This is a genomic window from Ochrobactrum sp. XJ1, assembly GCF_024701725.1.
Taxonomy (GTDB): Bacteria; Pseudomonadota; Alphaproteobacteria; order Rhizobiales; family Rhizobiaceae; genus Brucella; species Brucella anthropi.
Map to the genome: position 1 here is coordinate 191376 of NZ_VDGD01000004.1, position 23431 is coordinate 214806.

Genomic DNA, 23431 nt, shown 5'->3' on the forward strand with positions numbered 1-23431 from the left:
ACTCAACTTGAGTATTTTATGTCTGCGAAGTTATACTCGATTCGAGTATATTGTCAATCGCGAGAGATTGGCAGCTTGGCACCAGCCAGATGGCGCTCGGAAAGGGCGCGTTCCTCGACAATCGAGTAGCGGAAACGGAACAGTTTTGCCGGGCGACCGCCGGTTTCGCTGTCGCTTTCGCCGGTTTCCTCGACGAGATCCTGCTGTTCGATCAGGCGGCGGAAATTCTGCTTGTGCAGGCGCAAGCCGGCCAACGCTTCGACGGTGCGTTGCAACTGCAGCAGGGTGAAACCGTCAGGCATCAACTCGAACACCACCGGGCGGTATTTGATCTTGGCACGCAGTCGCGCAATTGCCGTGGCAAGGATACGGCGATGATCGGCAAACATGGAGCGGCCGTTCTCGTCTTCCTTCATTCCGGCCTCGGCCACCAGACCAGCCTCGAACAGCAGCTCATAACGTTGCAGTACAAGGTCTTCGTTCCAGCGCCCGCTCCACTCTCCGCTCTCAAAGCCGAAGGTGAAAGCGATGCGCCGCATGCGCTGCGCTGTCAGCTCCGGCGTTTCAGCCCGATAGGCCCAGACAAGCAGCGCATTGTTGAGATGCTCCATGATGGCCGGTTCGCCCTGACGGTGATCTTCCCACGGCAGATAATCATACCAGCCGCGCCAGCCCGCCTGCCCTGCCGCCGCATCGCTTTCGCGCACGAGGCCGAGATAGCTGATCGAGATGATGCGTTCGCCCTGTGCGTGACGGTCACGGTCGGCAAAAGTGTAGAGCTGCTCCAGATAACCGACCGGATGTGCGGTTTCCGACTGCACCCAGGCGCGCAGACCCGATTGCAGAGAACGATGCTCGCTTTCGAACGGACCCGACGGTAAAGCTTGTCCCTGCCGCACAGTCATGACGCGCGGCTGTTCACTGGTCACAGCCGTCAGCACGGCAATCAGTTCGGTATGGGCAATATCGTCGGTCACGGCAACTCCGGAAAACAGTTCCGACATTGAACGCGATTGACGAATAAATACAAGGCGCTACCGCCATACGGCACAGGTTTTGCTATTCAGCCCTTGGGTTTCGCGCCGAAAACATGCTCCGGCCCCGGAAATGCACGCGCCTGCACCTCTTCGGCATAGGCTTTGGCTGCATCGGAAATCTGCGGCGCCAATTGCGCAAAACGCTTCACGAAACGCGGCGTGAAATCCTGAAACAGCCCCAGCATGTCGTCTGAAACCAGTATTTGCCCATCACAGGCAGCCGAAGCCCCAATGCCAACCGTCGGAATGGCGAGCGATGCGGTGATCTCGCGCGCCAGCGGTTCCACGGTGCCCTCAATAACCAGCGCGAAAGCACCGGCATCGGCAATGGCATGTGCATCGCGGCGAATCCGGTCGGCTTCCTCGTCGCCGCGTCCGAGCGAGCGGAAGCCGCCGACCGTGTTAACCTGTTGTGGCATCAGCCCGACATGACCGAATATCGGAATGCCCCGCTTGACGAGGAATGCGACCGTTTCGGCCATTTCCTCGCCGCCTTCGAGCTTGACGCCGTCGCAGCCGGTTTCCTGCATCACACGAGCCGCATTGCGGAACGCCTGTTCCTTTGATTCCTGATAGGAACCGAACGGCATGTCGACGATGACGCAGGCCGTCTCGGCCCCGCGCATCACCGCCTGCCCATGGGCGATCATCATGTCGAGCGTGACAGCAAGGGTGGAATCCATGCCGTAAAGCACCATGCCGAGTGAATCCCCCACCAGCAGCAGGTCGCAATGCGGATCGAGCAGACGCGCAATCGGTGTCGTATAGGCGGTGAGGCTGACAATCGGGCGCTCGCCCTTGAGAGCCGAAATGGCCTTCGGCGTCAGTCGCTTCTGTTTAACGGATGCGCTCATCTCAGGCCGCCTGTTCCTGCGCGACATGCGCGATCACGCGATTATCGAGAAGCCGCGTCGCGCCAAGCCGCACGAACAGCGCAACGAGCACCGGACGCCCCTGAACCGATGTCAGGCGCTCAAGCGTCACCGGATCGCGGAGTGCCACCACTTCCGGCGTCGCCAGCGGTTCCGTGGCGATGAAAGTGCGAATTGCCGCTTCCAGCGCATCGGGATCATCCACACCGGACCGATAAAGCCGCACGGCCTCATCGAGTGCCTTCGGTACGATGATGGCAGCGGCGCGTTGTTCGGGCGTTAGATAGACGTTGCGGGACGAACAGGCGAGCCCGTCATCCTCCCGCACCGTCTCGACGCCGACCACTCGCACCGGAATGGCCATGTCCTCCACCATGCGGCGGATGATGACGAGTTGCTGAAAATCCTTTTCGCCGAAATAGGCGGTGTCCGCGCCGACGATATTGAAGAGCTTGCTCACCACCGTCGCAACACCGGCGAAATGACCGGGACGCGCCTCGCCTTCCATCTGGTTGCCGAGGGTTGGCACATCCACCACCGTCTGCATCGGCTGCGGATACATGTCGCTGACCGCTGGCGCGAAAAGATAATCGACATCCGCTCCGCGCAACAGAGTGGCATCCCGTTCCAGATCGCGCGGATATTTGTCGAGGTCTTCATTCGCGCCGAATTGCAACGGATTGACGAAGATGGACACGACGGTCACGTCATTTTCCGCTCTGGAGCGGTGAACCAGTTCAAGATGGCCTTTATGGAGGTAGCCCATGGTCGGCACGAAGCCGATGCGTTTTCCAGCCCGCCTTGCTGGTGCCAAAACCTGACGCAATTCCTCAATGGTGCGGATGATCTGCATGAGGTCCTCCTCGCGGCCCGAATTTGTTGGCCGCGAGTCCTACAGCGTCAGCTCAAATATGACAACTGCAGAGGAAAGAACGCTGTCAGCATACTTTACTGCGTGGGGGTAGTTACCGCGCCAACCGTATTGCCGACAGCACGACCGAAACGGTCAATCTGCTCGTCATAGGTTTTGCGCGTGTTCGGATCGAACACGGCAATCGGCGCCGTCACCACCAGCGAGGCAGCCGTGCCGACACCCTGTGCCGTGCCCATCGCCACCGCCCCCAGACGATCACCGAGGCCAACCTGCGAATCCGTGATGGTCTGGCCTGCGACAAGGCGCTGACCGATCAACTGCACGACTTCCGGACTTGCAGCAAACTTGCCATGGTTGAGACGGTCACCCGCCTTCAACTGTGTCAGGTCGATAACGGTGATGCCTGCTTTTTCCAGCTCGGAGCGATAAGGCTCGATTGACGGATCGATCTGGCCGAGGCGGTCGATATTGCCCGAAATGCGCCGTGACAATGCAAGCGCCTTGTCATCCCGCGACGTGAACAACGTGAAGCGCGGATGCTGCTTGCCCATGGCAAGGAACTGCTTCGAGAACACATCGACGTCGAGATCGGGCGATGCCAGAATGACATCCGTGATCTTGGCATTGACGCGACCGTCGCGGATCGCCATCTGCCGCAGAGCCTCGACCGTCAGCCAGCTGCCCATCGAATGGGCCATGACAGTGATATCCTTGACCTCTGGCTCGCGTGCGATGGCGCGCAAGATCTGTTCCAGCGCATCGCGGGAATAATTGGTACTTTCCTTGTCGTAGTTGTAGTCGAAAACACTGGCGCGCGATGGCCAGGTAAAGATCACCGGTGCAACATCGGCACCGGAATCGTGCACGATCTGCGCAAAGCGATAGACGGAATCCTCGAACGTATTGTTGAAGCCGTGCACGAACACCATTACGCGGCGGCTTTTAGTCAGATGCGGGCGGACCCAGCCTGCCATTTCCACATCGGTCTTGACCGGTGTCACGCTGACGGTGGTGAAATCCTTCTGCGGATTGGGCGGCAGCTTCTTGGGCCACTGCACTTCACCCGCCTTGCGGTTCTTTTCCGGCGGAATGGACACAACGATCTCGTTGAGCGACACGAGCTTGTCGCGTTCGCCGGAGAAAAGAATGCCGGGATTATCAGACGGACGGCGCGTGGTGGCAACGACAAGATTCACCTTCGTCGTACCGGGCGAAGCGACATCGCCGACCGGGATAAGCACGCCTTCAGGCCGGCTGGCGCAACCGGCAAGCACAGACAGAAGAACAAGCAACGCAGGGGCAGTCCGAGAAAAAACGCGCCGCAAAACCAAACTCCCTCAACGCTACGCCAGCAGGTCTCTTATACGAGGGCGCTGAGATGCTGACGCATCACGCCCTGAAAATGCTCAATCGCCGCACAGGCTTAACCAAAACTCGATGGGTCAAACTCATCTAGTTTTGGTATTACACCCGAACTTTGAGGGTTAATATATTCTTTACCTGAAACCTTCTGCCAAGCCCCAATTATCCACCGTTGTCGGAACGCAAGGCGATTGCGGCTTATGGGTTACACACTGTTCAACAGGTGATACTTTCCTCACGATCAGCCCAGACCGATATATCCCCCAACAGCAACTCCGTTTCTGAAGGAGGCACATTATGGCATTGGAACTGACAGGGCTGCACCATCTGACAGCCATTACCGCCGATGCGCCCGGCAACCGGCGCTTCTATACCGACACGCTCGGGCTTCGGCTCGTCAAGAAAACCGTCAATCAGGACGACACCAGCGCCTACCATCTGTTCTACGCAGACGGGCTGGCTTCGCCCGGCACGGACATCACCTTTTTCGACTGGCCGGTACAGCGCGAACAGCGCGGCACCAACAGCGTCGCCCGCACCGGTTTGCGTGTGAACGGTGTCGAAAGTCTCGATTGGTGGCGAAAGCACCTTAACGATAAAGGCGTCCAGACGGGCGATATTTTCGAGGTCGCGGGACGGGCTGCTCTCGACTTCGAAGACCCGGAAGGGCAGCGCTTGCGCCTGACCGATGATGGCGGCGCGGGTGAGGCACATAGCTGGGACCGGAGTCCCGTGCCTGCGGAAAGGCAGATCAGAGGTCTCGGACCGATTACGCTTAGCGTTCCCGAACTGGTACCGACCCAGATCATTCTGGAAAAGGTCATGAACATGCGCCAGACCGGCGATTACGCTTCGCCTGACGGCGAAGGCCATGTCCATGTCTTCTCCATGGGTCCGGGCGGTGCTGCCGCCGAACTGCATGTCGCGGTACAGCCGAACCTGCCAACCGCATGGCAGGGTGCGGGCGCCGTGCACCATGTGGCCTTCCGCACGCCGGATCAGGAAAGCATGCAGGAATGGGTCGACCGCCTGCGGTCCGTACGCATGCCGTCAAGCGGCGAAGTGGAACGTTACTACTTCCGCTCGCTCTACTTCCGCGAGCCGAACGGTATCCTGTTCGAAATCGCTACCGATGGGCCGGGTTTCGCTGTTGATGAACCACTTGAAAGCCTTGGCGAGAGCCTGTCGCTTCCACCTTTCCTCGAAGGAAAGCGCGAAGCCATCGAGCGTAACCTGAAGTCCCTCGATTAATATAGTAAAAGGGCTGCGGAATTCTCCGCAGCCCTTTTATTTATATCTTGTCCCGAAGCCAGTCGCTTACAATGAGGATATCTTCATCGATGAGTGCATGCCCTGCTTCGACCGTGCTGATGGTAAGCGCCGCCCCGTCGTCTCTCAGGACTTTTTCCAGCGTTCCGGTCTCATCGCCGAACGGATCGGAAGCACCATTCATCAAAAGTACTGAAGCGTCCGACAAATCAGCGCTATCGGGCTGCTCCTCCAAAACCTCCTGACCGCGTAGAAGAACCGCCGTGCGAACCACATGCGGATGCAGGCGTATGAAAGCCGCCAGCAAATTTGCGCCGTTGGAGTTCCCGATAAAGGCTGTCCGATTCAAATCGATACCATAAGCGGCGGCGGCACCTTCAACGAAAGCCTCGAATGCCTGCGCTTCAAACTGAATATCGGCCTGATCGAATTTTTTCAGATCGAAGCGGCGGAACCAGCGCTGGATACCCTCTTCCGTGCTGCGTCCCCGTACCCCCAGAAGGGTTGCGCGCGGCGCAGCCTTGCGGGCGAACGGCATCAGGTCGTTTTCGTTTCCACCAGTGCCATGCAAAAGCACCAGTGTACTGCCATCCGGGTCTTCCGGCTGGTGTATCCGATGAACGAAAGGCAGATCACGATAGATGACGCGCTCTTCGCCCGGCAGAGCGAATTGCGGCATTCGTGCCCGAATGGCATCGGCCTTTTCTTCATTACCGGGCGGCACAAACAGGAACTGACCCAGTTTCTCGACCGGCTCGTCTATTGCAAAGCCCGGTGCATCAGTTGCAAATTCGAACAGCGTTCCGCCCGGTTCGCGAACATAGAGCGACGTGAAATATTTGCGGTCGTGCACATTGACAGCGCTGGAATTGAGCTTGGAAAGCTCCTTCTCCGCCTTTTCCACGTCGCCAGTATCGGCAGCACGAAAAGCGACATGATCGGCAATGCCCGTGCCGGGGATGCCCGGCCAGAAGCCGCCGGCGTCACGCACATCGATGGCGTCGCCGGAATCCGACAGAAGACGATCTATCGTGCCTTCTTTCGCCGAAGGCCTGAAACCGAAATAACGTTCGATGAAACCTGCCGTCTGTTCCGGCGCTTCGGACAGAATAGTCGCGGCACGCAAACGCCTGACGGCGAAAGCTGGCGGAATGCCTTCGCTTTCCCACGCATCATTGGCGGCAAGATCGCAGCCGACAAGCTTGACGATCACACCGTCGGGATCGCGCAGGCGCAGAACAGGTTCGCCAAACTCCTGAACCGGTCCTTCGGAAGGCACATGATAACGCAAGGCGCGTTCGAGCCAGAAACCGATGGCCGTGCGATCGATGGCAAGCGCGATTTCGCTGACCTGACCGTGGCCAACACGCCCCTTGGCACCATCTTCCCAGACCAGAAACGTAATCAACGATCCGGGCGTGCCCGAGCGGTCGCCATAGAACAGATGCAGCTGCTCGGCATCCTCGAACCCGCCTGTTTGCTTGACGATACGCAGCCCCAGAAAGCCGGCATAGAAATCGACATTCGCCTGCACTTTTCGGGTGATGAGGGTGATGTGGTGGATGCCGCTTGTCATGGACACTGTCTCCCCGATTCAAAACTTGAATCAGAGATAGAGCAGATGCTGCAGCTTGCCTATGGGGCTATGCAGTTACGCATTGTCAACGCACGGAGTTGAAAGCGAAGCAGGATGCAGGGGAGCTAAAAAAGAAAAAGGCCGCGCGGGAGGAGGATGCGCGGCCTGATCTTGAATACGGCTTGGGAGGAGGAGTGCCGCATTCCTTATCGAGTTCTGGGAGGAGGAGTGAACTCGATGAAGAGATATTTACCCGCCCCCCTTCCCTGCAGCAACGGTCATTAATGCATATCAGTTATGCAAAGACGTTGATGCTCAAGAAAAAGGCAGATTCGCTAATACAGAAAACGCCCGGAAACCGGGCGTTTTTAAAGAATTGTCTGTAAAACTAGGCTCTTACAAAAAGTGGGCAATCAGGGGAGCAGCAAGCACATTCACGAGGCCAACAAGCACCATGACCAGCCCGGCAATCGAACCTTCTTCGCTGCCGATCTGGTGGGCCTTGGCCACACCGGCTCCGTGCGCACCCATACCGAAAAGGGCTCCGCGTGCCAGCGCGGAGCGGATCGGCAGCCAGTTGAGCATGACTTCACCGAGAGCTGCACCGAACACACCTGTCAGCACCACGAAGATTGCTGTCAGGTCAGGCGTTCCACCAATGTCGCCAGAGACGGTCATCGCAAACGGTGTGCTCATTGAACGTGGCATCAGGCTGAGGCTGATTGCTTCGTTGAGGCCCAGCAGATGCGCCAGACCCCATGCGGAAGCCATGGCAGACGAACTTCCGACGACCACACCGGCCAGAAGCACCGGCCAATAGCGGCGGATCGTTGCGCGCTGCTGGTAAATCGGGACCGCAAAAGCAACCGTTGCAGGTCCAAGCAGCGCAACCAGCCAGTGGGTAGCACCGAAATAGCCGCGATAGTTCTGATTGAGCCCAATGACCAGCGCTATCAGCAACAATGGCGTAACAACGAGCGGCGTCAACCACCACATCGGAAAGCGGCGATAGACGCGCTTGGCAGCTAGATAAAGCAGGATCGTCGCGGCAGACCAGAAAAGCGTCGCAACAAGCGGATTACTTAGCGACATAACGCAGGCTCCAGCGGTAGCAGAGATCAACCGTCAGTGCGGTGACACTCATGACCGTCAACGTGCCGAGCAAAATCACAGCCATGATTTTCAGACCGAGCAGACCGAGCAGTTCCTTATGCTCGAGAATTGCAAGCACTGCGGGAACGAAGAAGAGCAACATTTCTGCTAGAAACCATTCTGCGCCGCGCTTCATGCTGAACAGGCTAACACGACCGCTCAGGAGCAGCGCCAGCACCAGCGCCATACCGACAATGCCACCCGGCAGAGGCAGACCGACGAGGCGGACGAAAAGCTCACCCGCCAGCCAGAAACCGACCAGCGTCGCAATCTGCATCAGACGGCTGTGATGCAGTGCGTAACGAAACCGGATCAAAAGGCTGTGGGCGTTCATGTGCTTTTCCAATGGGGACTGATGCATTTTCATGGGTGAATATAGGCCTTCTGGCGCTATTCTAGAAATGAATTGATTTCATTGCAGCTATTCCGTAATAGAATGGCTCATGAACTTGCGCAGCTTCCAGGCCTTTGTCGAAGTGGTGCGGCAAGGCGGTTTTTCCGCCGCCGCAAAAACCATCAACGCGACCCAGTCGACCGTCAGCAAGGCGGTCAGACAGCTTGAAGACGAATTGGGGCTGGTTCTGCTGGATCGTGAAATCTCTCCCTCTCGCCTCACGACGGCAGGTGAGATTGTCTTTCGTCGCGCGGTCGCCATGCTGGCGGAAAAAGACGACATGCTGGCCGAGCTGGGTGAGCTCCGCGGCCTCAAGCGCGGCCTGCTGAAACTCGGCCTGCCGCCCATCGGGTCCAGCGTGCTTTTCGCTCCCGTCTTTGCGGCTTATACGAAGCTTTATCCGGAAATCGACATTCAGCTGGTCGAGCACGGCAGCCGGAGGCTGGAGGAATTGCTGCTTGCCGGAGATGTGGAACTTGCGGCTTCGCTTCTGCCGGTTGAAGACAGCTTCGAGTGGCAGGATGTGCGGTGCGAACCGGTTGTGGCGCTTCTCCCGACCGATCATGCGCTTGCACGCGGTGACGGCGTTTCGCTGCAGGACATTGCCAGCCTGCCGTTCATTCTTTTCGAGAGCGGCTTTGCCCTCAACCACATTATCCTTGATGCATGTCGTTCGCATGGATTCTCTCCAAACGTTGCGGTCCGCTCCAGTCAGATTGACTTCATCGTCGAGCTCGTAGCGGCAGGCATGGGCATCGGCTTTCTACCAAAAATGATCGCGGAACAGCGGCATCATCCCGGCGTGCGCATCCACAGGATCAAAGGTGCCGATGTGAACTGGAATCTGGCACTGATCTGGCGAAAAGGCGCATTCCTGTCTCATGCCGCTCGTGCCTGGCTCGAGCTGAGCAAGGCCGGAACCGGCACCGCATCATCTTGAAACGCCCGCCATATCCCCTATCTCAAATAGATATACCGACTGGATAAGTGCCCCCGGCACCTCTTCAGCCATAGGCCCGTGTGTAGAACATTGCTCTACCCACCCGTTTCAAAGCGCGCGACGCCTGAAACCGCCGACGGATTTCTGCTCAGCGCTTCATCAGAAGGAGGCTATGATGGAAGGTCAGGTTATATTCTATAAGGACGACAGGATTCTCTACCGGCACCATATCGATGTGCAGGAAGACGATTATTCAAAGGGCGTCAACGACGCGCTCATTGCCTTTCAGCGCAATTATGCAGGCTTCGACCTCGCAGGCGACAACATTCACATTCGCTTCAAGAAGCCGGGTGACGTGTAGGTTTTGGAAGATTTTGCGGATCGAAACAGGCCGGTTCCCGAAACAGGGAAACGGCCTTGGTCCGCTGGTTCAAGCAAAAGCGGCTTCGCGGGCGACGCGATGAATATCGGTGCGTGAAAGGCCGAGATCGGAAAGCTCGCGGTCCGTGCAGCCACTAAGTTCGCGAATATTTTCGCGATACTGCATCCAGCGATGGAAATGGGTGCGAAGATTCATGGTGGTATCCCCTTTTTTTATCTTCCTCCCGATAGTGAGCTTCCGCCTTTCTCTGTCTTTTGAGAAGTGCATATCCTGCATGGCTGCTGTGATTGCAGCGAAATCCTATCATTTCACCCGGATTTCCCAACAACAAAGGAAATTGCCTCCTATTGTTGTAATCATTATGTAATTCTAATTTAGATATACCTACTGTTTCGACACAGGCACCGGTTCATTCTAATTAGAGTTGGAGTGCATGAAAAAGACATTGATCATCGTCGGCAATGCGCCTTTGCCGCGCGATCTTTCTGCCGAAGTGGATGCTGCCGATTTTGTGGTCCGTTTCAATGAGCCAAAAAAGTCCATCGGCATGAGCGGCACCCGGACAGATCTCCTGATGCTGGCAACCTCAAGCAAGCCGATGCAGCGGCGGCTACGCGATCCGGGCTTCGTGCAGACGCCGACTTTCAAGGCGGCCAAGGAAGTGATGCTTGCCTATCATCCAAGCATCATCCGCAAATATCACCCTGGTCCGAATTTCCTCTCCCGTCTCAAGGGAAGGCGTGGCGACTGGACCATGCAGACCATCGAAGTTGTCGGCTCTGCGGGTAAGGAAATCCGGATCATGCCGCCCCAATTCTATCTGGCCGGATGCAAAGAGCTGGGTGTAACCGACGAGAATATAAGCAAAGCCTTTCCAAGCACCGGCTTTTTTGGCATCTGGTACATGCTCGGAAAATGTCCGGAGGAAAGCTGGGACGTTAAAATCTGCGGCTTCACCTGGGAAGGCTGGAAACGCCACACCTGGGGAGATGAGCGCAGTTGGGTTGAGCAGAAGGTCAAATCCGGACGCATCAGCCTCATCCAGTGACCCAGCGCCATAGAGCATAATCCGACCGGAGTGAAACGAGGATCGATAAGATTATGCTTGAAGCAGAAATTAGGGCGTCGATCAGATGGAAACGCGCTCTAACTTTAATTTCCGGCGGAAAACGTGGGGAACGATCACGACACAATCTCTTTAGAGGAGCCTATGAATGAGTGAACCGTTACGCATTTTCATCGGATGGGATTCTCGCGAGCCCATCGCATATGAAGTCGCCAAAGCATCCGCATTGAAGCATTCCTCTATCCCGCTGGAGATCGTGCCGATCAAGTTGCAGGACCTGGTCGATCAAAGGGTTTACACGCGGGAAGTCGATCCACTGGCATCGACAGAGTTTACCTATTCGCGGTTTTTCACACCATGGCTTGCGGGCTACAAGGGGTGGGCGCTTTTCTGCGATTGCGACTTTCTTTTTCTGGGCGATATTGCTGGCCTCCAAGCTTACAATGATCCTTCAAAAGCCGTTTATTGCGTTCAGCACGATTATCAGCCCAAGGATAGTGTGAAGATGGATGGCAAGGTGCAGACCAGCTATCCACGCAAGAACTGGTCGTCCTGTATGCTGTTCAACTGCGAGCATCCCTCGACACGCCAGTTGACGCCGGAGCTGATCAACAGCGAAACTGGCGCCTACCTGCACCGCATGCAATGGGCTGCCGATGATGAAATTGGCGCTCTGCCGACGGATTATAACTGGCTGGAAGGCTGGAACGAGAAGCCGGAAACCGGCCTGCCGAAAGTGGTGCATTACACACGCGGCGGCCCGTGGTTCAAGGATTGGCAGAATGTCGACTACGCCGATTTGTGGCGAGCGGAAGCCGATAGTGTCGAGCCGGGCTGGAAGCCGGTCTGATCTGCAAAATACCTTGAGCTTTCTGTATGCTGCAAGGTAGATAAGGACCATGAACGAAACGCGTCCTGACATCACTGCGAATGACGGCCCCCAAAGGGCCGTCAAGGCTTTCATCATCCATCTGGAGCGCGCCACCGACCGGCGGCCGCAAGTCGAAGAACTCATTCGAAAGCTGCCGGTAGAGACGGACGTGGTGAACGCCATCGACGGGCGCACGCTCGATGCGCAAACGATCAGCCGTGTTTATCGGCGATCGGCACACAAGCCGCGCTATCCATTCCAGCTCAGCACCAACGAAATCGCGTGCTTTCTTTCGCACCGGAAGGCCTGGCAGGCGATTGTCGATCAGGAACTGGATGCAGGTCTCGTGCTGGAAGACGATGTGGAACTGACACCGGAATTTGCCGCTGCCTATTCCGCTGCATGTCAGATTCTCAAGGCCGATAGCTTCATCCGCTTTCCGTTTCGCGAGCGTGAAAGCGGGCGCGTGGTCCTGAACACCGAAACACTGCGGATCATCGAACCTGTACCGGTCGGCCTTGGCATGGTGGCGCAGCTTGTCGGGCGGGAAGCCGCGCAGCGCTTGCTCTCTGCAACCGAAGTGTTCGACCGTCCGGTCGATACCACGGCACAGATGAACTGGGTTACGGGACTCAAACCGCTATCCGTTCTTCCGGGCGGAGTGAAGGAAATCTCGGTACAGCTTGGCGGCAGCACGATCCAGAAATCGCGTTCCTTGCCCGACAAGCTGAAGCGTGAAATCTTGCGCCCGCTTTATCGCTGGAAGATAAAATCGCGCTCGCGCGCAGCTATCTGAGGTTTCCCGTGCCTGTTCCGATTTTCCTGTATCATCAGATTGACTTGCCACCGCAACACCGCACGCCCTATCGCAGTATGATCGTGCACCCGGATCGCTTTCGCCAGCAGATGGCCTGGCTGAAACGGCTGGGTTATCGCGGCCTGTCGGTGAGGGACGCAATTCCTTACATTTACGGCGGGAAACAGGGCAAAGTCGCCGTCATCACGTTTGACGACGGTTTCGAGAATGTGTTCCGTAATGCCCTGCCCGTGCTGCAGGAGTTTGGCTTCACCGCCACGAACTATTTCGTGGCCAACCAGATCGGCGGCTTCAATCTCTGGGACCAGAAGATCGGCGTTGCGCGCGCCAACTGTATGAGCGTTTCCGAATTGCGCGAATGGGCAGATCTTGGTCATGAAGTCGGTTCCCATACGCTCGACCATGTCCTCCTGCCGGAAATAAGCGAACAGGAAGCCATCACGCAAATCCAGCAATCACGCATGAAGATTGAAGACCTGCTCGGTCATGAGGTCATGTCTTTCGCCTATCCTTACGGCGGAGAAAACGCAGTGACACGCAAGATCGTCGAAGCGGCAGGCTATACAAACGCGACGACGACAGAAAAACGCCGCGCACGGTCAAATGATGATCCGTTCGGCATTCCGCGTCTTACAATCAGGCGCAATGATATATTGCTGCAATTCCTGCGGAAAACGTTCACGCGCTAAGCTGGCTCTTCGCCCTGGTTCCACGCTCTATGTCGTGCAAATCAGCCATGAAGCCGCGCTTAACAAGACAATCCGGGCCTGTGTACTGGACCGAACCTTCATAGACGAGCGAAAGATCGTCTGAAAAACGCTCGTTCTCGACGATTGCGCGGTAGTGCTCTGCACCGCCAGCATGGCTCTTTTCGGAGGCAATACGTTTGAACTCGCCGACCGAAAGCGAAGAAAAGCGGTAATGGAGAAGAGCACCGGTTGCCGGAAGAAAATTCCGGAAACATGGACCCGGCCCATGAATGCTGCCCCGGCGATAATCCGTCTTTTCATCGACCCAAATCAGCGGAAATTTTGAAAGTCGCATGCTGCGTCCGAACAAGCGCAAACGCGGTCCACCACGCACCGCCACCCCGAACTTCTCCCATGTCGCCGTGTAGCCGTCGCCGTCGAAATGCGACGAAACCTCAAACGGATATTTCGTCCCGTCATCGACGAAGACTCCTTCACGCAGCAGGCCGCCGGGATACATGTCGATCATCGGTGCCAGACACCGACGAATTCCATTCCCCTCCAGCTCCTCGATAAAAGAGCGGATATCCCGTTGCTCCATTCTCGGGAATACGAAGAACTCGTCAGCATCAACCGACAAATACCAGCGCCCGCGTCCGTAGAGGTTGAACAGGGCATCGCGCCAGGCACGTCCGCGGTCAGCCTGTGCGTAGCCAACGTCCGAGGTGAACAAATCCACATCAGGAGCACTGGACAAGATTTCAGTCGTTCCGTCGTCCGATCGGTCGTCTACCACGATGAAACGCGTAACACCCATCTCGCGATAATAGCGCAGAAACGACTTCATATAAGGCGCAGCATTGCGAACCACGCAAACAAGCGGCAGATCGCCTGGCCGTAAAGCCTCGAAGCTTCCGGATGCAGCAATCAGATTTGCCGATTTTTTTCGATGCGGAACCGAAAGCTGCACGTGCCTCCAACGCAAGCGCAGATGTCGCATCGGTGAGGCGCGCCAATAGGCAGTCCAGTCGCCGGTCGTCGAGGCTGGATAGTTCATCACCGTTCGCGTTGGTTTCATAAAGGTGCCAGGTTTTCAATGAAGGTCACAAAAAGCTGGTATTTTGTTGCGCTTCATTCAAGCAACTCTTTGTTGAAGCCGATCACTCTGTAACAGCCCCCGACACGCTTCGTGATGAAAACTTCGTCGCCGGTATTTTGATCGTCGAGCCGATTTGCTTGATTTCAATCAATGCTGCTTCACACAAACGTGGCAAATTGCCCATCAATGCGCCATGGACGGCAAGTGCCAAAAGCGCTAGTTAGTGCACAGACTAAGGAGCGCATTATGGACTATCGCCGTTTTTTCGAAGAAGCGATCGACCAGTTGCACGCCGAGAAGCGTTACCGCGTTTTTGCCGATCTTGAACGTATTGTCGGACGTTTCCCCCGAGCTATCTGGCGCAACAATGGCACTGCCCGTGAAATCACCGTCTGGTGTTCCAATGATTATCTTGGCATGGGACACCACGCCGACGTAATCAAGGCAATGTGCGATACAGCTGGCAATGCTGGCTCAGGTTCCGGCGGCACGCGCAATATTTCCGGCAATAACCATCCGCTCGTTGAACTCGAAACCGAACTCGCCGATTTGCATGGTAAGGAAGCTGGTCTCGTTTTCACGTCGGGCTTCGTTTCCAATGAAGCTTCGATTTCCACGATTGCACGGCTGCTGCCGAACTGCCTCATCCTCTCCGACGAGCTGAACCATGCCTCAATGATCGAAGGCGTGCGTCGTTCAGGCGCGGAAAAGAAGATTTTCCGTCACAATGACGTCGAGCATCTGGAACAGCTTTTGAAGGCCGCCGATCCGGCGCGCGCCAAGCTGATCGTGTTCGAATCCGTCTATTCGATGGATGGCGATATCGCGCCGATCGAGAAGATCGCCGACCTCGCCGACAAATATAATGCCATGACCTATATCGACGAAGTTCATGCTGTTGGCATGTACGGCGCGCGTGGCGGCGGCATTACCGAACGCGACGGTCTGGCACATCGGATCGATATTATCGAGGGCACGTTGGCCAAGGCTTTTGGCGCTCTCGGCGGTTATATTACCGGTTCGCGCGCGATTGTTGACGCCGTACGCTCGTATGCACCGGGCTTCATCTTTACGACCTCCTTGCCACCAGCAGTTGCCGCATCTGCGACGGCCGCCATCCGGCATTTGAAGAACTCGCAGGTGGAGCGTAACGGTCAGCAGCGTCAGGCGCAGCGCGCAAAGGACGTGCTTTCGGCCGCAGGTTTCCCCGTGATGCCGTCCGAAACGCATATCGTGCCTATTCTGGTCGGCGATCCTGAACTTTGCAAGAAAGCCAGCGACCGTTTGCTGGAAGTGCACGGTATCTATATCCAGCCGATCAACTATCCGACCGTGCCACGCGGAACCGAAAGACTGCGTATCACGCCGTCGCCTCTGCATGACGACGCCCTGATCGACGGCCTCAAGGATGCCTTGCTGGAAGTCTGGAATGCACTCGGCATTCCTTATGCAGAGCCCACTGTTTCGCAGCCAGCCAGTTCCGAGCGGATCATTCCGCTGATGGTCTCCAAGGCTGGCGGCTGACAATTTCTGGAATTCTCCAATAAAAAGGCCGCTTCGAGCGGCCTTTTTTGTCAGAGCTTTTCGATCCAGCGCACGAGCCGCCGTGCGGCTTCGTCCACCTGTTCCGGATCGCGGCAGAAACAGAGGCGGAAAAAACCTTCGCCGCCGAGGCCAAAAGCGCTGCCAGGTGCCAGACCGACATTGGCATTGTCCACCATATCGATGGCCGCCTTGACGGAATCCCCGACACCATCCACGCCGAAGAAAAGATAAAATGCCCCTTGAGGCGGCGTCAGGCGAACTTTGCCGGTCGATAACAGCGCTGCGCACAGGCTATCGCGCGTCGAACGCGCCCGTTCAACCTGCATCGAAATAAAGGCATCGCCTTCATCGAGAGCCGTAACGGCACCACGTTGCATGAATTGGGCAACACCCGAATTCGAATATTGGATCAGATTTTCAATGACCGGCCCCAGTGACGGGTGCACCGTCATCCAGCCTACACGCCAGCCCGTCATCGCCCAGTTCTTGGAGAACGAGTTGACGAAGATGATGCGATCATCCGGCTCCATAATATCCATGAAGGATGGAGCACGACCGCCACCATAATAGAAATGGGTATAAATCTCGTCGGCGATGATCCAGAGACCATGCTTGCGGGCAAGATCGAGAATGAATTGCAATGTTTCACGGTCCGCTGTCCAGCCGGTGGGATTGGATGGCGTATTGATGAAGAGCGCTTTCGTGCGCGGCGTGATGGCGGCTGCGATCTTTTCTGGATCGAGCATCCAGCCATTGGCACCGAATTCCAGCTCGACCGGAACCGGAACAGCGCCTGCCAGACCAGCTGCGCCAACAAAATTTGGCCAGGCCGGGGAAAGATAAATCGCCTCTTCGCCCGCCCCAACAGTTGCTGTCAGCGCCATTTCGATGGCGTGCATACCGGAGCCGGTGACATAGAAGTTCTCCGGTTTCAGGGGCAGCGGGAAATGACGCGCGTGATAGCGAGCCAGCGCCTCCCGCAGTTCCGGGATGCCAGCCTGCCAGGTATAGAAGGTCTCGCCTTCAGAGATACCTTTTTGGGCCGCGGCGCGGATGAAATCGGGCGTCGAAAGATCTCCCTCGCCTACCCAAAGCGGGATAAGCCCCTCGCGCCCGCGCCCGTGATTGGCGACCGCCACAATCCCGCTTTCCGGTGACTGGGCTGCTTCCCGACGAAGATTGGCTATGAGCGTCATGATTTCCCCGCGTTGAACTTCGATTTTGATTTCGTGCTTATCAAGGCCCGTTAGCGAAATCACGCGGCTTTTTGTGATGGTCCGATCAAGTGTATTTATGGATCAAAAGAAAACGGGGCCACAAGGCCCCGCATTCGTTCGTCAGTTTTGGATGGGTCAGGCTTTCTGCTTTGCCAGAAGATCGCGGATTTCGGTCAGCAGGACCTCTTCACGCGGTGCTTCCGGTTCCGGCTTTGCCTCTTCCTTCTTCTTCATGCGGTTCATTCCCTTCACCACAAGGAACAATACCCATGCGATGATCAGGAAGTTGATGAGAAGCGTGACGAAATTGCCGTAGGCAATGGTCGCACCGGCTTCACGGGCAGCTGCCAGCGTGGCTCTGGGTTCACCTGCCAGCTGTATGAACATATTCGAAAAATCGATACCGCCAGTGATCAGACCGATGATCGGCATGATGATATCGTTGACGATGGAATTGACGAGGCCGCCGAACGCCCCGCCAATAATGACACCGATGGCCAGATCGACCATATTACCCTTCAGGGCGAATTCCTTGAATTCCTTTAGCATTACCTGTCTCCCTCACGAACGCGGACCGTTGGGGCCGTCCTGCCGCGGTGGCGTTCGCCAAATCAACCTGGGCACCAGATAAACTGGCAGTGGATGGCAGGGCCCTCTCAGAAGCGAAACTGAAAGGCGCCCTGCCATTTCAAATGCTATCCTGAAAAATGACGTGCACTTCTTCAGGATCACACTCCTAGTGTGTAGGCGAAAATTACCAAAGAAAAGATGAAACCGCTAAAACACACTGTTTTTCATCAATAATCTTGCACGAACGCACCGAAAGTGCTTGCGTCAAATCATGATCGAGGAGTGAGGGAACAGGCTGGCTATGCAGGGCTGGGGTATTATTGGCGCCGCCTTTTTGTATTTGCTGCTGCTTTTTGCAGTTGCCAGCATCGGCGACCGGCGCACGTCGCGCTGGAACAGTGCTCCGCGCCCCTACATCTATGCGCTCAGTCTGGCCGTTTACTGCACCTCCTGGACCTTCTTTGGCTCTGTCGGCTTATCGGCTCAGCGCGGTCTTGAGTTTCTTGGAATCTATATCGGCCCCATTCTCGTCTTTACGCTCGGCAACCGGCTGCTGCGGCATATCGTGCGACTGGCGAAATCCGAGCACATCACGTCAATTGCTGATTTTCTCGCTGCCCGCTACGGCAAGAGCTTCGGTGTAGCCTCTCTTGCAACCTGTATCGCAGCTGTCGGTTCAATCCCCTATATCGCACTTCAGCTCAAGGCCGTTTCCGGCAGTGTCGGTCTTGTCATGGAACATTACGGATCAGCCGTCGATCCGTCGGTATTCATATTCGGTGACATCTCCCTCCCCGTTGCCGCTGTGCTCGCTGTCTTTGCGATCCTCTTCGGCACCCGCCATACCGACGCCACGGAACATCAGAACGGCCTTATTCTGGCTGTGGCTCTGGAATCCGTCATCAAGCTTTGCGCCTTCCTGACCGTTGGCTTTGCCTGCACCTTCTTTCTGTTCGGTGCCCCATCGCAACTGATCAATCAGATATCCCAATCACCAGAAGCGCTGGAAGCGTTCCACTATCAGACATCCATCGGCACATGGATCGTACAAAGCGCACTCAGTGCCGCCGCCATCATCATGCTGCCGCGACAATTCCATGTGACCGTGGTGGAAAGCCGGAGTGAAAAGGAACTGCGAACAGCCTCCTGGCTCTTCCCGCTTTATCTGGTCCTCATCAATATCTTCGTCTTTCCCATCGCGCTGATTGGCGTGATGACGCTCGGAGGCAATGTCAGCGGAGATTTGTACGTTCTGGCTTTGCCGCTGGCGGCAGGCGCTCATTGGCTCGCACTGGTGGCTTTTCTCGGCGGATTGTCAGCGGCAACGGCGATGGTCATCGTCGCCTGCGTTGCGCTTTCGATCATGATCTCCAACCATCTGGTGCTGCCGCTCTTCATCCGGCGTCTCGCGAAGCAACATGCCGCCGAACAGCGCGACCTGACCAAAGTCATTCTGAACACACGCCGCCTCACCATTATCGGCATTCTGGCATTCGCATTCGCCTATTATCGGTTTACCTCCAACAACATCCATCTTGCTTCGATCGGCTTCGTTTCTTTTGCTGCAATTGCTCAGTTTGTTCCGGCTTTCATCGGCGGGCTATTCTGGCGCAATGCGAATGGGCGCGGTGCCATGCTGGGTCTGTCAGCAGGATTTCTGGTTTGGGCCTACACATTGCTACTGCCAACGATGGCGCCGGAAAATGCTGCCATTCTGCGCAACGGCTTCCTTGGCTTTACGGCGCTACGTCCCGAAGCGCTTTTCGGAACCAACGCTCTCCCGTTGACCAATGGCGTGATGTGGAGCCTTGCAGCCAATACGCTCTTCTACATCCTTGGTTCCCTTTCACGCACCTCGACGCCGCTCGAACGCATTCAGGCAAGTATCTTCCTGCCGCGTTATTTCATCGGCACGCCGACGCTCAAGCGCTTCCGCACAACCGTCACTGTTGCCGAACTGAAAGCCACCATGGCGCGCTATCTCGGTGCGGAACGTGTCGAGCGCGCCTTTCTGCGCTTTGAAGGAAGGGAACAGAGGCGGCTTGATCCGGGCATGACTGTCGACACACCGCTCATCCGTCATGCGGAGCAGCTGCTCGGCACAGCCGTCGGCTCGGCATCGGCGCGCCTTGTACTGTCACTGCTTTTGCAGAAGAGCGATGCATCAGGACGTGACGCGCGACAGCTCCTTGACGATGCTTCAACCGCCTTGCAGCAAAATCGCAATCTGCTGCAAACGGCCCTCGATCAGATGGAACAGGGTATTACCGTTCTCGACAAGGATCTGAGGCTGACTTTCTGGAACCGGCAGTTCCGCAAGCTTTTCGATCTTCCAGATGAAGTGATGCAGGTCGGGATACCCGTTTCGGAAATCGTGGAACAGCTGCACCGCCGCGGCGATATATCGTTCAACGCGCAGAACGGGGTCATACGCTCGCTCGCAGCTGTGCGCCAGCCATGGCGCATCAACATGAAATCGACGGGCAAGGTGCTGGAAATTCAATCCAACCCGATGCCGGATGGCGGAATTGTCGCGACATATACCGATATCACGGCGGCAGTCGAAGCCGACGTCACGCGCCAGAAGGCAGCGGAAATGCTGGAGCAGCGCGTGGCGGATCGCACGGCAGAACTGACCCGCGTCAACCAGCAGCTCGCCAAGGCCCAGACGGCAGCAGAAGAGGCCAATCAGGGAAAGACGCGCTTTCTGGCAGCAGCCGGTCATGACATTCTGCAACCTCTCAACGCAGCGCGATTGTACAGTACCGCGCTTGCCGAAAAACTCGGACGCTCCGAAACGAGCGAATTCGCACGTAATATCGATTCCTCGCTGGAGGCCGTGGAAGCCATTCTGGGTATGGTGCTGGATATTTCCCGACTGGACACCGGGTCACTCAAGCCTGACCTCTCGGTGTTTCACCTCGACAAGCTGATGAGCCAGATTGCCACCGATTTTACGCCTCTTGCAGCCGCCAAAGGGCTGAAGTTGCGCGTTGTGCCGTCGAGCATCGTTGTCAAAACGGACCGCAATATGCTTCGCCGCCTGATCCAGAACCTTGTTTCCAACTCGATCAAATATAGCCGCAAGGGTGGTATTCTGCTCGGCGTCCGGCGTCGCGGCTCCTTTGTGGAGTTGCAGGTGTTCGATACCGGCATCGGCATTCCGTCGCAAAAGCTGAAACTTGTCTTCCGGGAGTTCACGCGACTGGATGAGGGGATGAGGGAAGCGGAAGGGCTTGGCCTCGGCCTTTCCATTGTTGACCGCATCGCAAGGCTGCTGTCGCTGCCGCTGTCCCTGTCTTCGACGCCCGATAAGGGAACCATGTTCACCCTGCGCATTCCTGTCTCGCAGGAAAAAGTGCCCGCCGATGACGTGAAGAGCCGCCGCGGCCTGCAGAAAGCGCTGGAATTGACCGGGCTCGATGTTCTCTGCATCGATAATGACGCCAGCATCCTGTCCGGAATGGAAACGCTGCTTCGCGGGTGGGGATGCCATGTAACGACGTTGCGCAGTGGAGCAGCGTTGAAGAACTATTGTGCCGACCACTCCACACCGCCCGATGTGATCGTCGCAGATTATCATCTTCTACACGAAAACGGCCTCGATATGATCGGCTTTGCGCGCGAGACGTTTCAGGTGGAAATACCCGCCGTCCTGCTGACAGCCGATCGTTCCAAGGAAGTCCGCCAGCGCGCTGAAGACGAGAACGTCACGGTTTTGCACAAGCCACTTCGGCCCGCCGCATTGCGTTCCCTTCTATCGCATTTTTATCATGCGAGGCAGGATAATAGGTCAGCGCAGAACGCCGCTCAGTAGTTGACCGTCATTCAATCCGTGCTCAGGGCATCATTGCCGATGCGTGACAGAAGAATGACCGCCTGCGTGCGGCTGTCGACCCCAAGTTTCTGCAGCACCGCCGAAACATGCGCCTTGACCGTGGCTTCCGACACGCCAAGCTCATAGGCAATCTGCTTGTTCAGAAGACCCTCGGCAAGCATGGTCAACACACGTGTCTGCTGCGGCGTCAATGTACGCAGTCGCGCAATGAGAGCCTCAATTTCAGGGTCGTGCGGATGATCCAACTCAATATCGGCAGGTGTCCAGATATCGCCAGCCAGAACGGCACGCACGGCCCCGCCAATAGTCTCCATGCTGGCGGATTTCGAGATGAAACCGGAAGCGCCGAGCTCGACAGCATGACGGATCGTGGCAGCATCGTCAGTCGCCGAGACGATGATAACCGGAAGCGCCGGTTGTAAGGCCTTCAACGTCACCAGACCGGAAAGCCCGGTTCCTCCCGGCATCGTCAAATCCAACAGTAGAAGATCGATATCTTCTCGTTCCCCAACCAGTTTCTTGACGGCGTCAAAATCGCCGACTTCGATGATTTCAACACTCTGCGACTGTCCCGAAAGGACCTGCCTGAGTGCGCCCCGGAAAAGCGGGTGATCGTCAGCAATGATGAAATGCATGTGCCTCGCGCGCCATTGTTTCAGGTCTCCTCCCCTCGCGGTGCAGGCCAATCAGCCAACCACTCCGTTTTATGCCGTTTTTTGGCTTGGGCAACCAAAATTCACGTTGCTAACCCGTTTTCACAATACGCATTGCCGCCATCTGGCCGCATTGTATGTTAGGCTGGTGTCGAAAATAACATAAGAGCGGCCCGACCAGCCTAATGGAAGGGAACCAAAAAGGCATTTCATGACGCGCAATACGCTTTATCCAGAAATCCAACCGTTCAAGGAAGAGATGCTTCAGGTTTCTCCGCTGCATCGAATCCATGTCGAGCAATGCGGCAACCCGGACGGCAAGCCGGTCATCATGATCCATGGCGGCCCCGGCGGCGGCATCACACCGACCATGCGCCGTTTGCACGGCCCGGAGCGCTATCGCATCATCCTGTTCGACCAGCGCGGATGCGGCCGTTCGACCCCGCATGCGGAACTGCGTGAAAACACGACATGGGACCTTGTGGCGGATATGGAACATATTCGCGCGCATCTCGGCATCGAGAAGTGGCAGGTCTTCGGCGGCTCCTGGGGATCGACCCTTGGCCTTGCCTATGCGCAATCCCATCCGGATCGCGTGGCCGAGCTTGTTCTGCGCGGCATCTTCATGATCCGTCGTTTTGAAGTCGACTGGATGTATTCCAACGGCGCAAGCATTCTATTTCCGGACCATTTCGAGGCTTATCAGGAGCATATCCCGGAAGCCGAGCGCGGCGATATGATCGCCGCTTATTACAAGCGCCTGACTGATCGTGACCCGCAGGTGCAGCTTGAAGCAGCGCGACGTTGGGCGCGCTGGGAAGGCTCAGTCATTTCACTTCTGCCCGACCCGGCCCGCGTCGATGCCTTCGGTGAAGACCAATACGCCATCGCTTTTGCGCGTATCGAATGCCACTATTTCCAGAACCGCGGCTTCCTCGATTCCGATGACCAGCTTCTGCGCAATGTCGATCGCATCCGGCATATTCCTGGTGTGATCGTGCATGGCCGCTATGATGTCTGCACGCCGTTTATCAATGCCTGGCAGTTGAAGAAGATGTGGCCCGAAGCCGATCTCAGAACCGTCGAGGATGCAGGGCACGCCGTCACCGAGCCCGGTATCACTCATGAACTGATCGAAGCGACAAAGCGTTTCGCTCAATAGAGCGGAAAACATTCACATTCGTTCGCGCTTCCGCTCTATCTATTTG

Annotated in this window: 22 protein-coding genes; 10 read left to right on the forward strand and 12 right to left on the reverse strand. The window is 56.6% G+C overall.

Annotation, left to right across the window (positions count from 1 at the left end; translation table 11 throughout):
- Positions 1-53: 53 nt before the first annotated feature.
- From FG152_RS08600 to FG152_RS08615, 4 genes are all read right to left on the reverse strand, one after another.
- Entirely contained in the window at positions 54-1004 is a 951-nt protein-coding gene (locus FG152_RS08600) for an NUDIX hydrolase (RefSeq protein WP_151615014.1), read from the reverse strand.
- Between the two features lie 59 nt (positions 1005-1063).
- Positions 1064-1891, reverse strand: a complete 828-nt coding sequence (gene panB, locus FG152_RS08605) for a 3-methyl-2-oxobutanoate hydroxymethyltransferase (protein ID WP_151615013.1) — start codon at positions 1889-1891, stop codon at positions 1064-1066.
- A 1-nt stretch (position 1892) separates the two neighbouring features.
- The gene (gene panC, locus FG152_RS08610; protein WP_151691237.1) at positions 1893-2762 is read right to left on the reverse strand and encodes a pantoate--beta-alanine ligase; all 870 of its coding nucleotides are present in this window, start codon (positions 2760-2762) and stop codon (positions 1893-1895) included.
- 95 nt (positions 2763-2857) lie between these two features.
- Positions 2858-4114, reverse strand: coding sequence for an alpha/beta hydrolase (locus FG152_RS08615; protein ID WP_041544929.1), 1257 nt, complete (start codon positions 4112-4114; stop codon positions 2858-2860).
- A 328-nt stretch (positions 4115-4442) separates the two neighbouring features.
- Here FG152_RS08615 and FG152_RS08620 point away from each other — a divergent pair, with 328 nt between their 5' ends.
- Positions 4443-5396, forward strand: a complete 954-nt coding sequence (locus FG152_RS08620; RefSeq protein ID WP_151691236.1) for a ring-cleaving dioxygenase — start codon at positions 4443-4445, stop codon at positions 5394-5396.
- A gap of 40 nt (positions 5397-5436) precedes the next feature.
- Here the strand turns inward: FG152_RS08620 and FG152_RS08625 are convergent, their stop codons facing one another.
- The 3 genes from FG152_RS08625 to FG152_RS08635 all read right to left on the reverse strand — a co-directional run bounded on the left by FG152_RS08625 (position 5437) and on the right by FG152_RS08635 (position 8476).
- Positions 5437-6990 carry a VOC family protein gene (locus tag FG152_RS08625; RefSeq protein WP_433761603.1) on the reverse strand — a complete coding sequence of 518 codons (1554 nt, stop codon included), beginning with the start codon at positions 6988-6990 and terminating at the stop codon, positions 5437-5439.
- A 396-nt stretch (positions 6991-7386) separates the two neighbouring features.
- Positions 7387-8082, reverse strand: a complete 696-nt coding sequence (locus FG152_RS08630; RefSeq protein WP_010658243.1) for an LrgB family protein — start codon at positions 8080-8082, stop codon at positions 7387-7389.
- Positions 8069-8476, reverse strand: coding sequence for a CidA/LrgA family protein (locus tag FG152_RS08635; RefSeq protein WP_010658242.1), 408 nt, complete (start codon positions 8474-8476; stop codon positions 8069-8071). The genes FG152_RS08630 and FG152_RS08635 overlap by 14 nt, the downstream gene beginning before the upstream one ends.
- Before the next feature lie 109 nt (positions 8477-8585).
- Between FG152_RS08635 and FG152_RS08640 the strand changes: the two genes are divergently transcribed.
- Both FG152_RS08640 and FG152_RS08645 read left to right on the forward strand, forming a co-directional pair.
- Positions 8586-9476, forward strand: coding sequence for a LysR family transcriptional regulator (locus FG152_RS08640; protein WP_010658241.1), 891 nt, complete (start codon positions 8586-8588; stop codon positions 9474-9476).
- A 175-nt stretch (positions 9477-9651) separates the two neighbouring features.
- Entirely contained in the window at positions 9652-9837 is a 186-nt protein-coding gene (locus FG152_RS08645) for a hypothetical protein (protein WP_010658240.1), read from the forward strand.
- Positions 9838-9906: 69 nt separating this feature from the next.
- On the opposite strand, the gene FG152_RS08650 is transcribed toward FG152_RS08645, so the two are convergent.
- Positions 9907-10053 (reverse strand): DUF1127 domain-containing protein, encoded by a 147-nt coding sequence (locus FG152_RS08650; protein ID WP_010658239.1) that lies wholly within the window; start codon positions 10051-10053, stop codon positions 9907-9909.
- Between the two features lie 238 nt (positions 10054-10291).
- On the opposite strand from FG152_RS08650, the gene FG152_RS08655 reads away from it, so the two are divergent.
- From FG152_RS08655 to FG152_RS08670, 4 genes are all read left to right on the forward strand, one after another.
- Positions 10292-10906 carry a glycosyltransferase family 29 protein gene (locus FG152_RS08655; protein ID WP_010658238.1) on the forward strand — a complete coding sequence of 205 codons (615 nt, stop codon included), beginning with the start codon at positions 10292-10294 and terminating at the stop codon, positions 10904-10906.
- 166 nt (positions 10907-11072) lie between these two features.
- Complete coding sequence (locus FG152_RS08660) at positions 11073-11774, forward strand: glycosyltransferase (protein WP_151691234.1); 702 nt, start codon at positions 11073-11075, stop codon at positions 11772-11774.
- Between the two features lie 49 nt (positions 11775-11823).
- The gene (locus FG152_RS08665) at positions 11824-12591 is read left to right on the forward strand and encodes a glycosyltransferase family 25 protein (RefSeq protein ID WP_094514787.1); all 768 of its coding nucleotides are present in this window, start codon (positions 11824-11826) and stop codon (positions 12589-12591) included.
- 8 nt (positions 12592-12599) lie between these two features.
- Positions 12600-13301: a polysaccharide deacetylase family protein gene (locus FG152_RS08670; protein ID WP_151691232.1), complete on the forward strand. Its 702-nt coding sequence runs from the start codon at positions 12600-12602 to the stop codon at positions 13299-13301.
- On the opposite strand, the gene FG152_RS08675 is transcribed toward FG152_RS08670, so the two are convergent.
- Positions 13291-14358, reverse strand: a complete 1068-nt coding sequence (locus tag FG152_RS08675; protein ID WP_454502844.1) for a glycosyltransferase family 2 protein — start codon at positions 14356-14358, stop codon at positions 13291-13293. The genes FG152_RS08670 and FG152_RS08675 overlap by 11 nt on opposite strands.
- Before the next feature lie 288 nt (positions 14359-14646).
- Between FG152_RS08675 and hemA the strand changes: the two genes are divergently transcribed.
- Positions 14647-15924 carry a 5-aminolevulinate synthase gene (hemA, locus tag FG152_RS08680; protein ID WP_012090709.1) on the forward strand — a complete coding sequence of 426 codons (1278 nt, stop codon included), beginning with the start codon at positions 14647-14649 and terminating at the stop codon, positions 15922-15924.
- A 50-nt stretch (positions 15925-15974) separates the two neighbouring features.
- Here hemA and FG152_RS08685 read toward each other — a convergent pair whose 3' ends face one another.
- Positions 15975-17141, reverse strand: a complete 1167-nt coding sequence (locus FG152_RS08685) for a pyridoxal phosphate-dependent aminotransferase (protein WP_029925736.1) — start codon at positions 17139-17141, stop codon at positions 15975-15977.
- Between the two features lie 156 nt (positions 17142-17297).
- Complete coding sequence (gene mscL, locus FG152_RS08690) at positions 17298-17711, reverse strand: large conductance mechanosensitive channel protein MscL (protein ID WP_010658231.1); 414 nt, start codon at positions 17709-17711, stop codon at positions 17298-17300.
- 322 nt (positions 17712-18033) lie between these two features.
- Between mscL and FG152_RS08695 the strand changes: the two genes are divergently transcribed.
- Positions 18034-21549, forward strand: coding sequence for a PAS domain-containing hybrid sensor histidine kinase/response regulator (locus FG152_RS08695; RefSeq protein ID WP_040129909.1), 3516 nt, complete (start codon positions 18034-18036; stop codon positions 21547-21549).
- An 11-nt stretch (positions 21550-21560) separates the two neighbouring features.
- Here the strand turns inward: FG152_RS08695 and FG152_RS08700 are convergent, their stop codons facing one another.
- Positions 21561-22205, reverse strand: coding sequence for a response regulator (locus FG152_RS08700; RefSeq protein ID WP_454502843.1), 645 nt, complete (start codon positions 22203-22205; stop codon positions 21561-21563).
- Between the two features lie 229 nt (positions 22206-22434).
- On the opposite strand from FG152_RS08700, the gene pip reads away from it, so the two are divergent.
- Positions 22435-23385 carry a prolyl aminopeptidase gene (pip, locus tag FG152_RS08705; RefSeq protein WP_040129911.1) on the forward strand — a complete coding sequence of 317 codons (951 nt, stop codon included), beginning with the start codon at positions 22435-22437 and terminating at the stop codon, positions 23383-23385.
- The last annotated feature ends 46 nt before the right edge of the window (positions 23386-23431 follow it).

Bases quoted from the DNA above. Each gene is read 5' to 3' on its own strand.
- panC (WP_151691237.1), bottom strand. From the start codon at position 2,762: ATGCAGATCATCCGCACCATTGAGGAATTGCGTCAGGTTTTGGCACCA.
- FG152_RS08650 (WP_010658239.1), bottom strand. From the start codon at position 10,053: ATGAATCTTCGCACCCATTTCCATCGCTGGATGCAGTATCGCGAAAAT.
- FG152_RS08685 (WP_029925736.1), bottom strand. From the start codon at position 17,141: ATGACGCTCATAGCCAATCTTCGTCGGGAAGCAGCCCAGTCACCGGAA.
- hemA (WP_012090709.1), top strand. From the start codon at position 14,647: ATGGACTATCGCCGTTTTTTCGAAGAAGCGATCGACCAGTTGCACGCC.
- FG152_RS08660 (WP_151691234.1), top strand. From the start codon at position 11,073: ATGAGTGAACCGTTACGCATTTTCATCGGATGGGATTCTCGCGAGCCC.
- pip (WP_040129911.1), top strand. From the start codon at position 22,435: ATGACGCGCAATACGCTTTATCCAGAAATCCAACCGTTCAAGGAAGAG.
- FG152_RS08665 (WP_094514787.1), top strand. From the start codon at position 11,824: ATGAACGAAACGCGTCCTGACATCACTGCGAATGACGGCCCCCAAAGG.
- FG152_RS08700 (WP_454502843.1), bottom strand. From the start codon at position 22,205: ATGCATTTCATCATTGCTGACGATCACCCGCTTTTCCGGGGCGCACTC.
- FG152_RS08695 (WP_040129909.1), top strand. From the start codon at position 18,034: ATGCAGGGCTGGGGTATTATTGGCGCCGCCTTTTTGTATTTGCTGCTG.
- FG152_RS08600 (WP_151615014.1), bottom strand. From the start codon at position 1,004: ATGTCGGAACTGTTTTCCGGAGTTGCCGTGACCGACGATATTGCCCAT.
- FG152_RS08630 (WP_010658243.1), bottom strand. From the start codon at position 8,082: ATGTCGCTAAGTAATCCGCTTGTTGCGACGCTTTTCTGGTCTGCCGCG.
- FG152_RS08655 (WP_010658238.1), top strand. From the start codon at position 10,292: ATGAAAAAGACATTGATCATCGTCGGCAATGCGCCTTTGCCGCGCGAT.
- FG152_RS08635 (WP_010658242.1), bottom strand. From the start codon at position 8,476: ATGAACGCCCACAGCCTTTTGATCCGGTTTCGTTACGCACTGCATCAC.
- mscL (WP_010658231.1), bottom strand. From the start codon at position 17,711: ATGCTAAAGGAATTCAAGGAATTCGCCCTGAAGGGTAATATGGTCGAT.
- panB (WP_151615013.1), bottom strand. From the start codon at position 1,891: ATGAGCGCATCCGTTAAACAGAAGCGACTGACGCCGAAGGCCATTTCG.
- FG152_RS08645 (WP_010658240.1), top strand. From the start codon at position 9,652: ATGGAAGGTCAGGTTATATTCTATAAGGACGACAGGATTCTCTACCGG.
- FG152_RS08620 (WP_151691236.1), top strand. From the start codon at position 4,443: ATGGCATTGGAACTGACAGGGCTGCACCATCTGACAGCCATTACCGCC.
- FG152_RS08640 (WP_010658241.1), top strand. From the start codon at position 8,586: ATGAACTTGCGCAGCTTCCAGGCCTTTGTCGAAGTGGTGCGGCAAGGC.
- FG152_RS08675 (WP_454502844.1), bottom strand. From the start codon at position 14,358: ATGAACTATCCAGCCTCGACGACCGGCGACTGGACTGCCTATTGGCGC.
- FG152_RS08625 (WP_433761603.1), bottom strand. From the start codon at position 6,990: ATGACAAGCGGCATCCACCACATCACCCTCATCACCCGAAAAGTGCAG.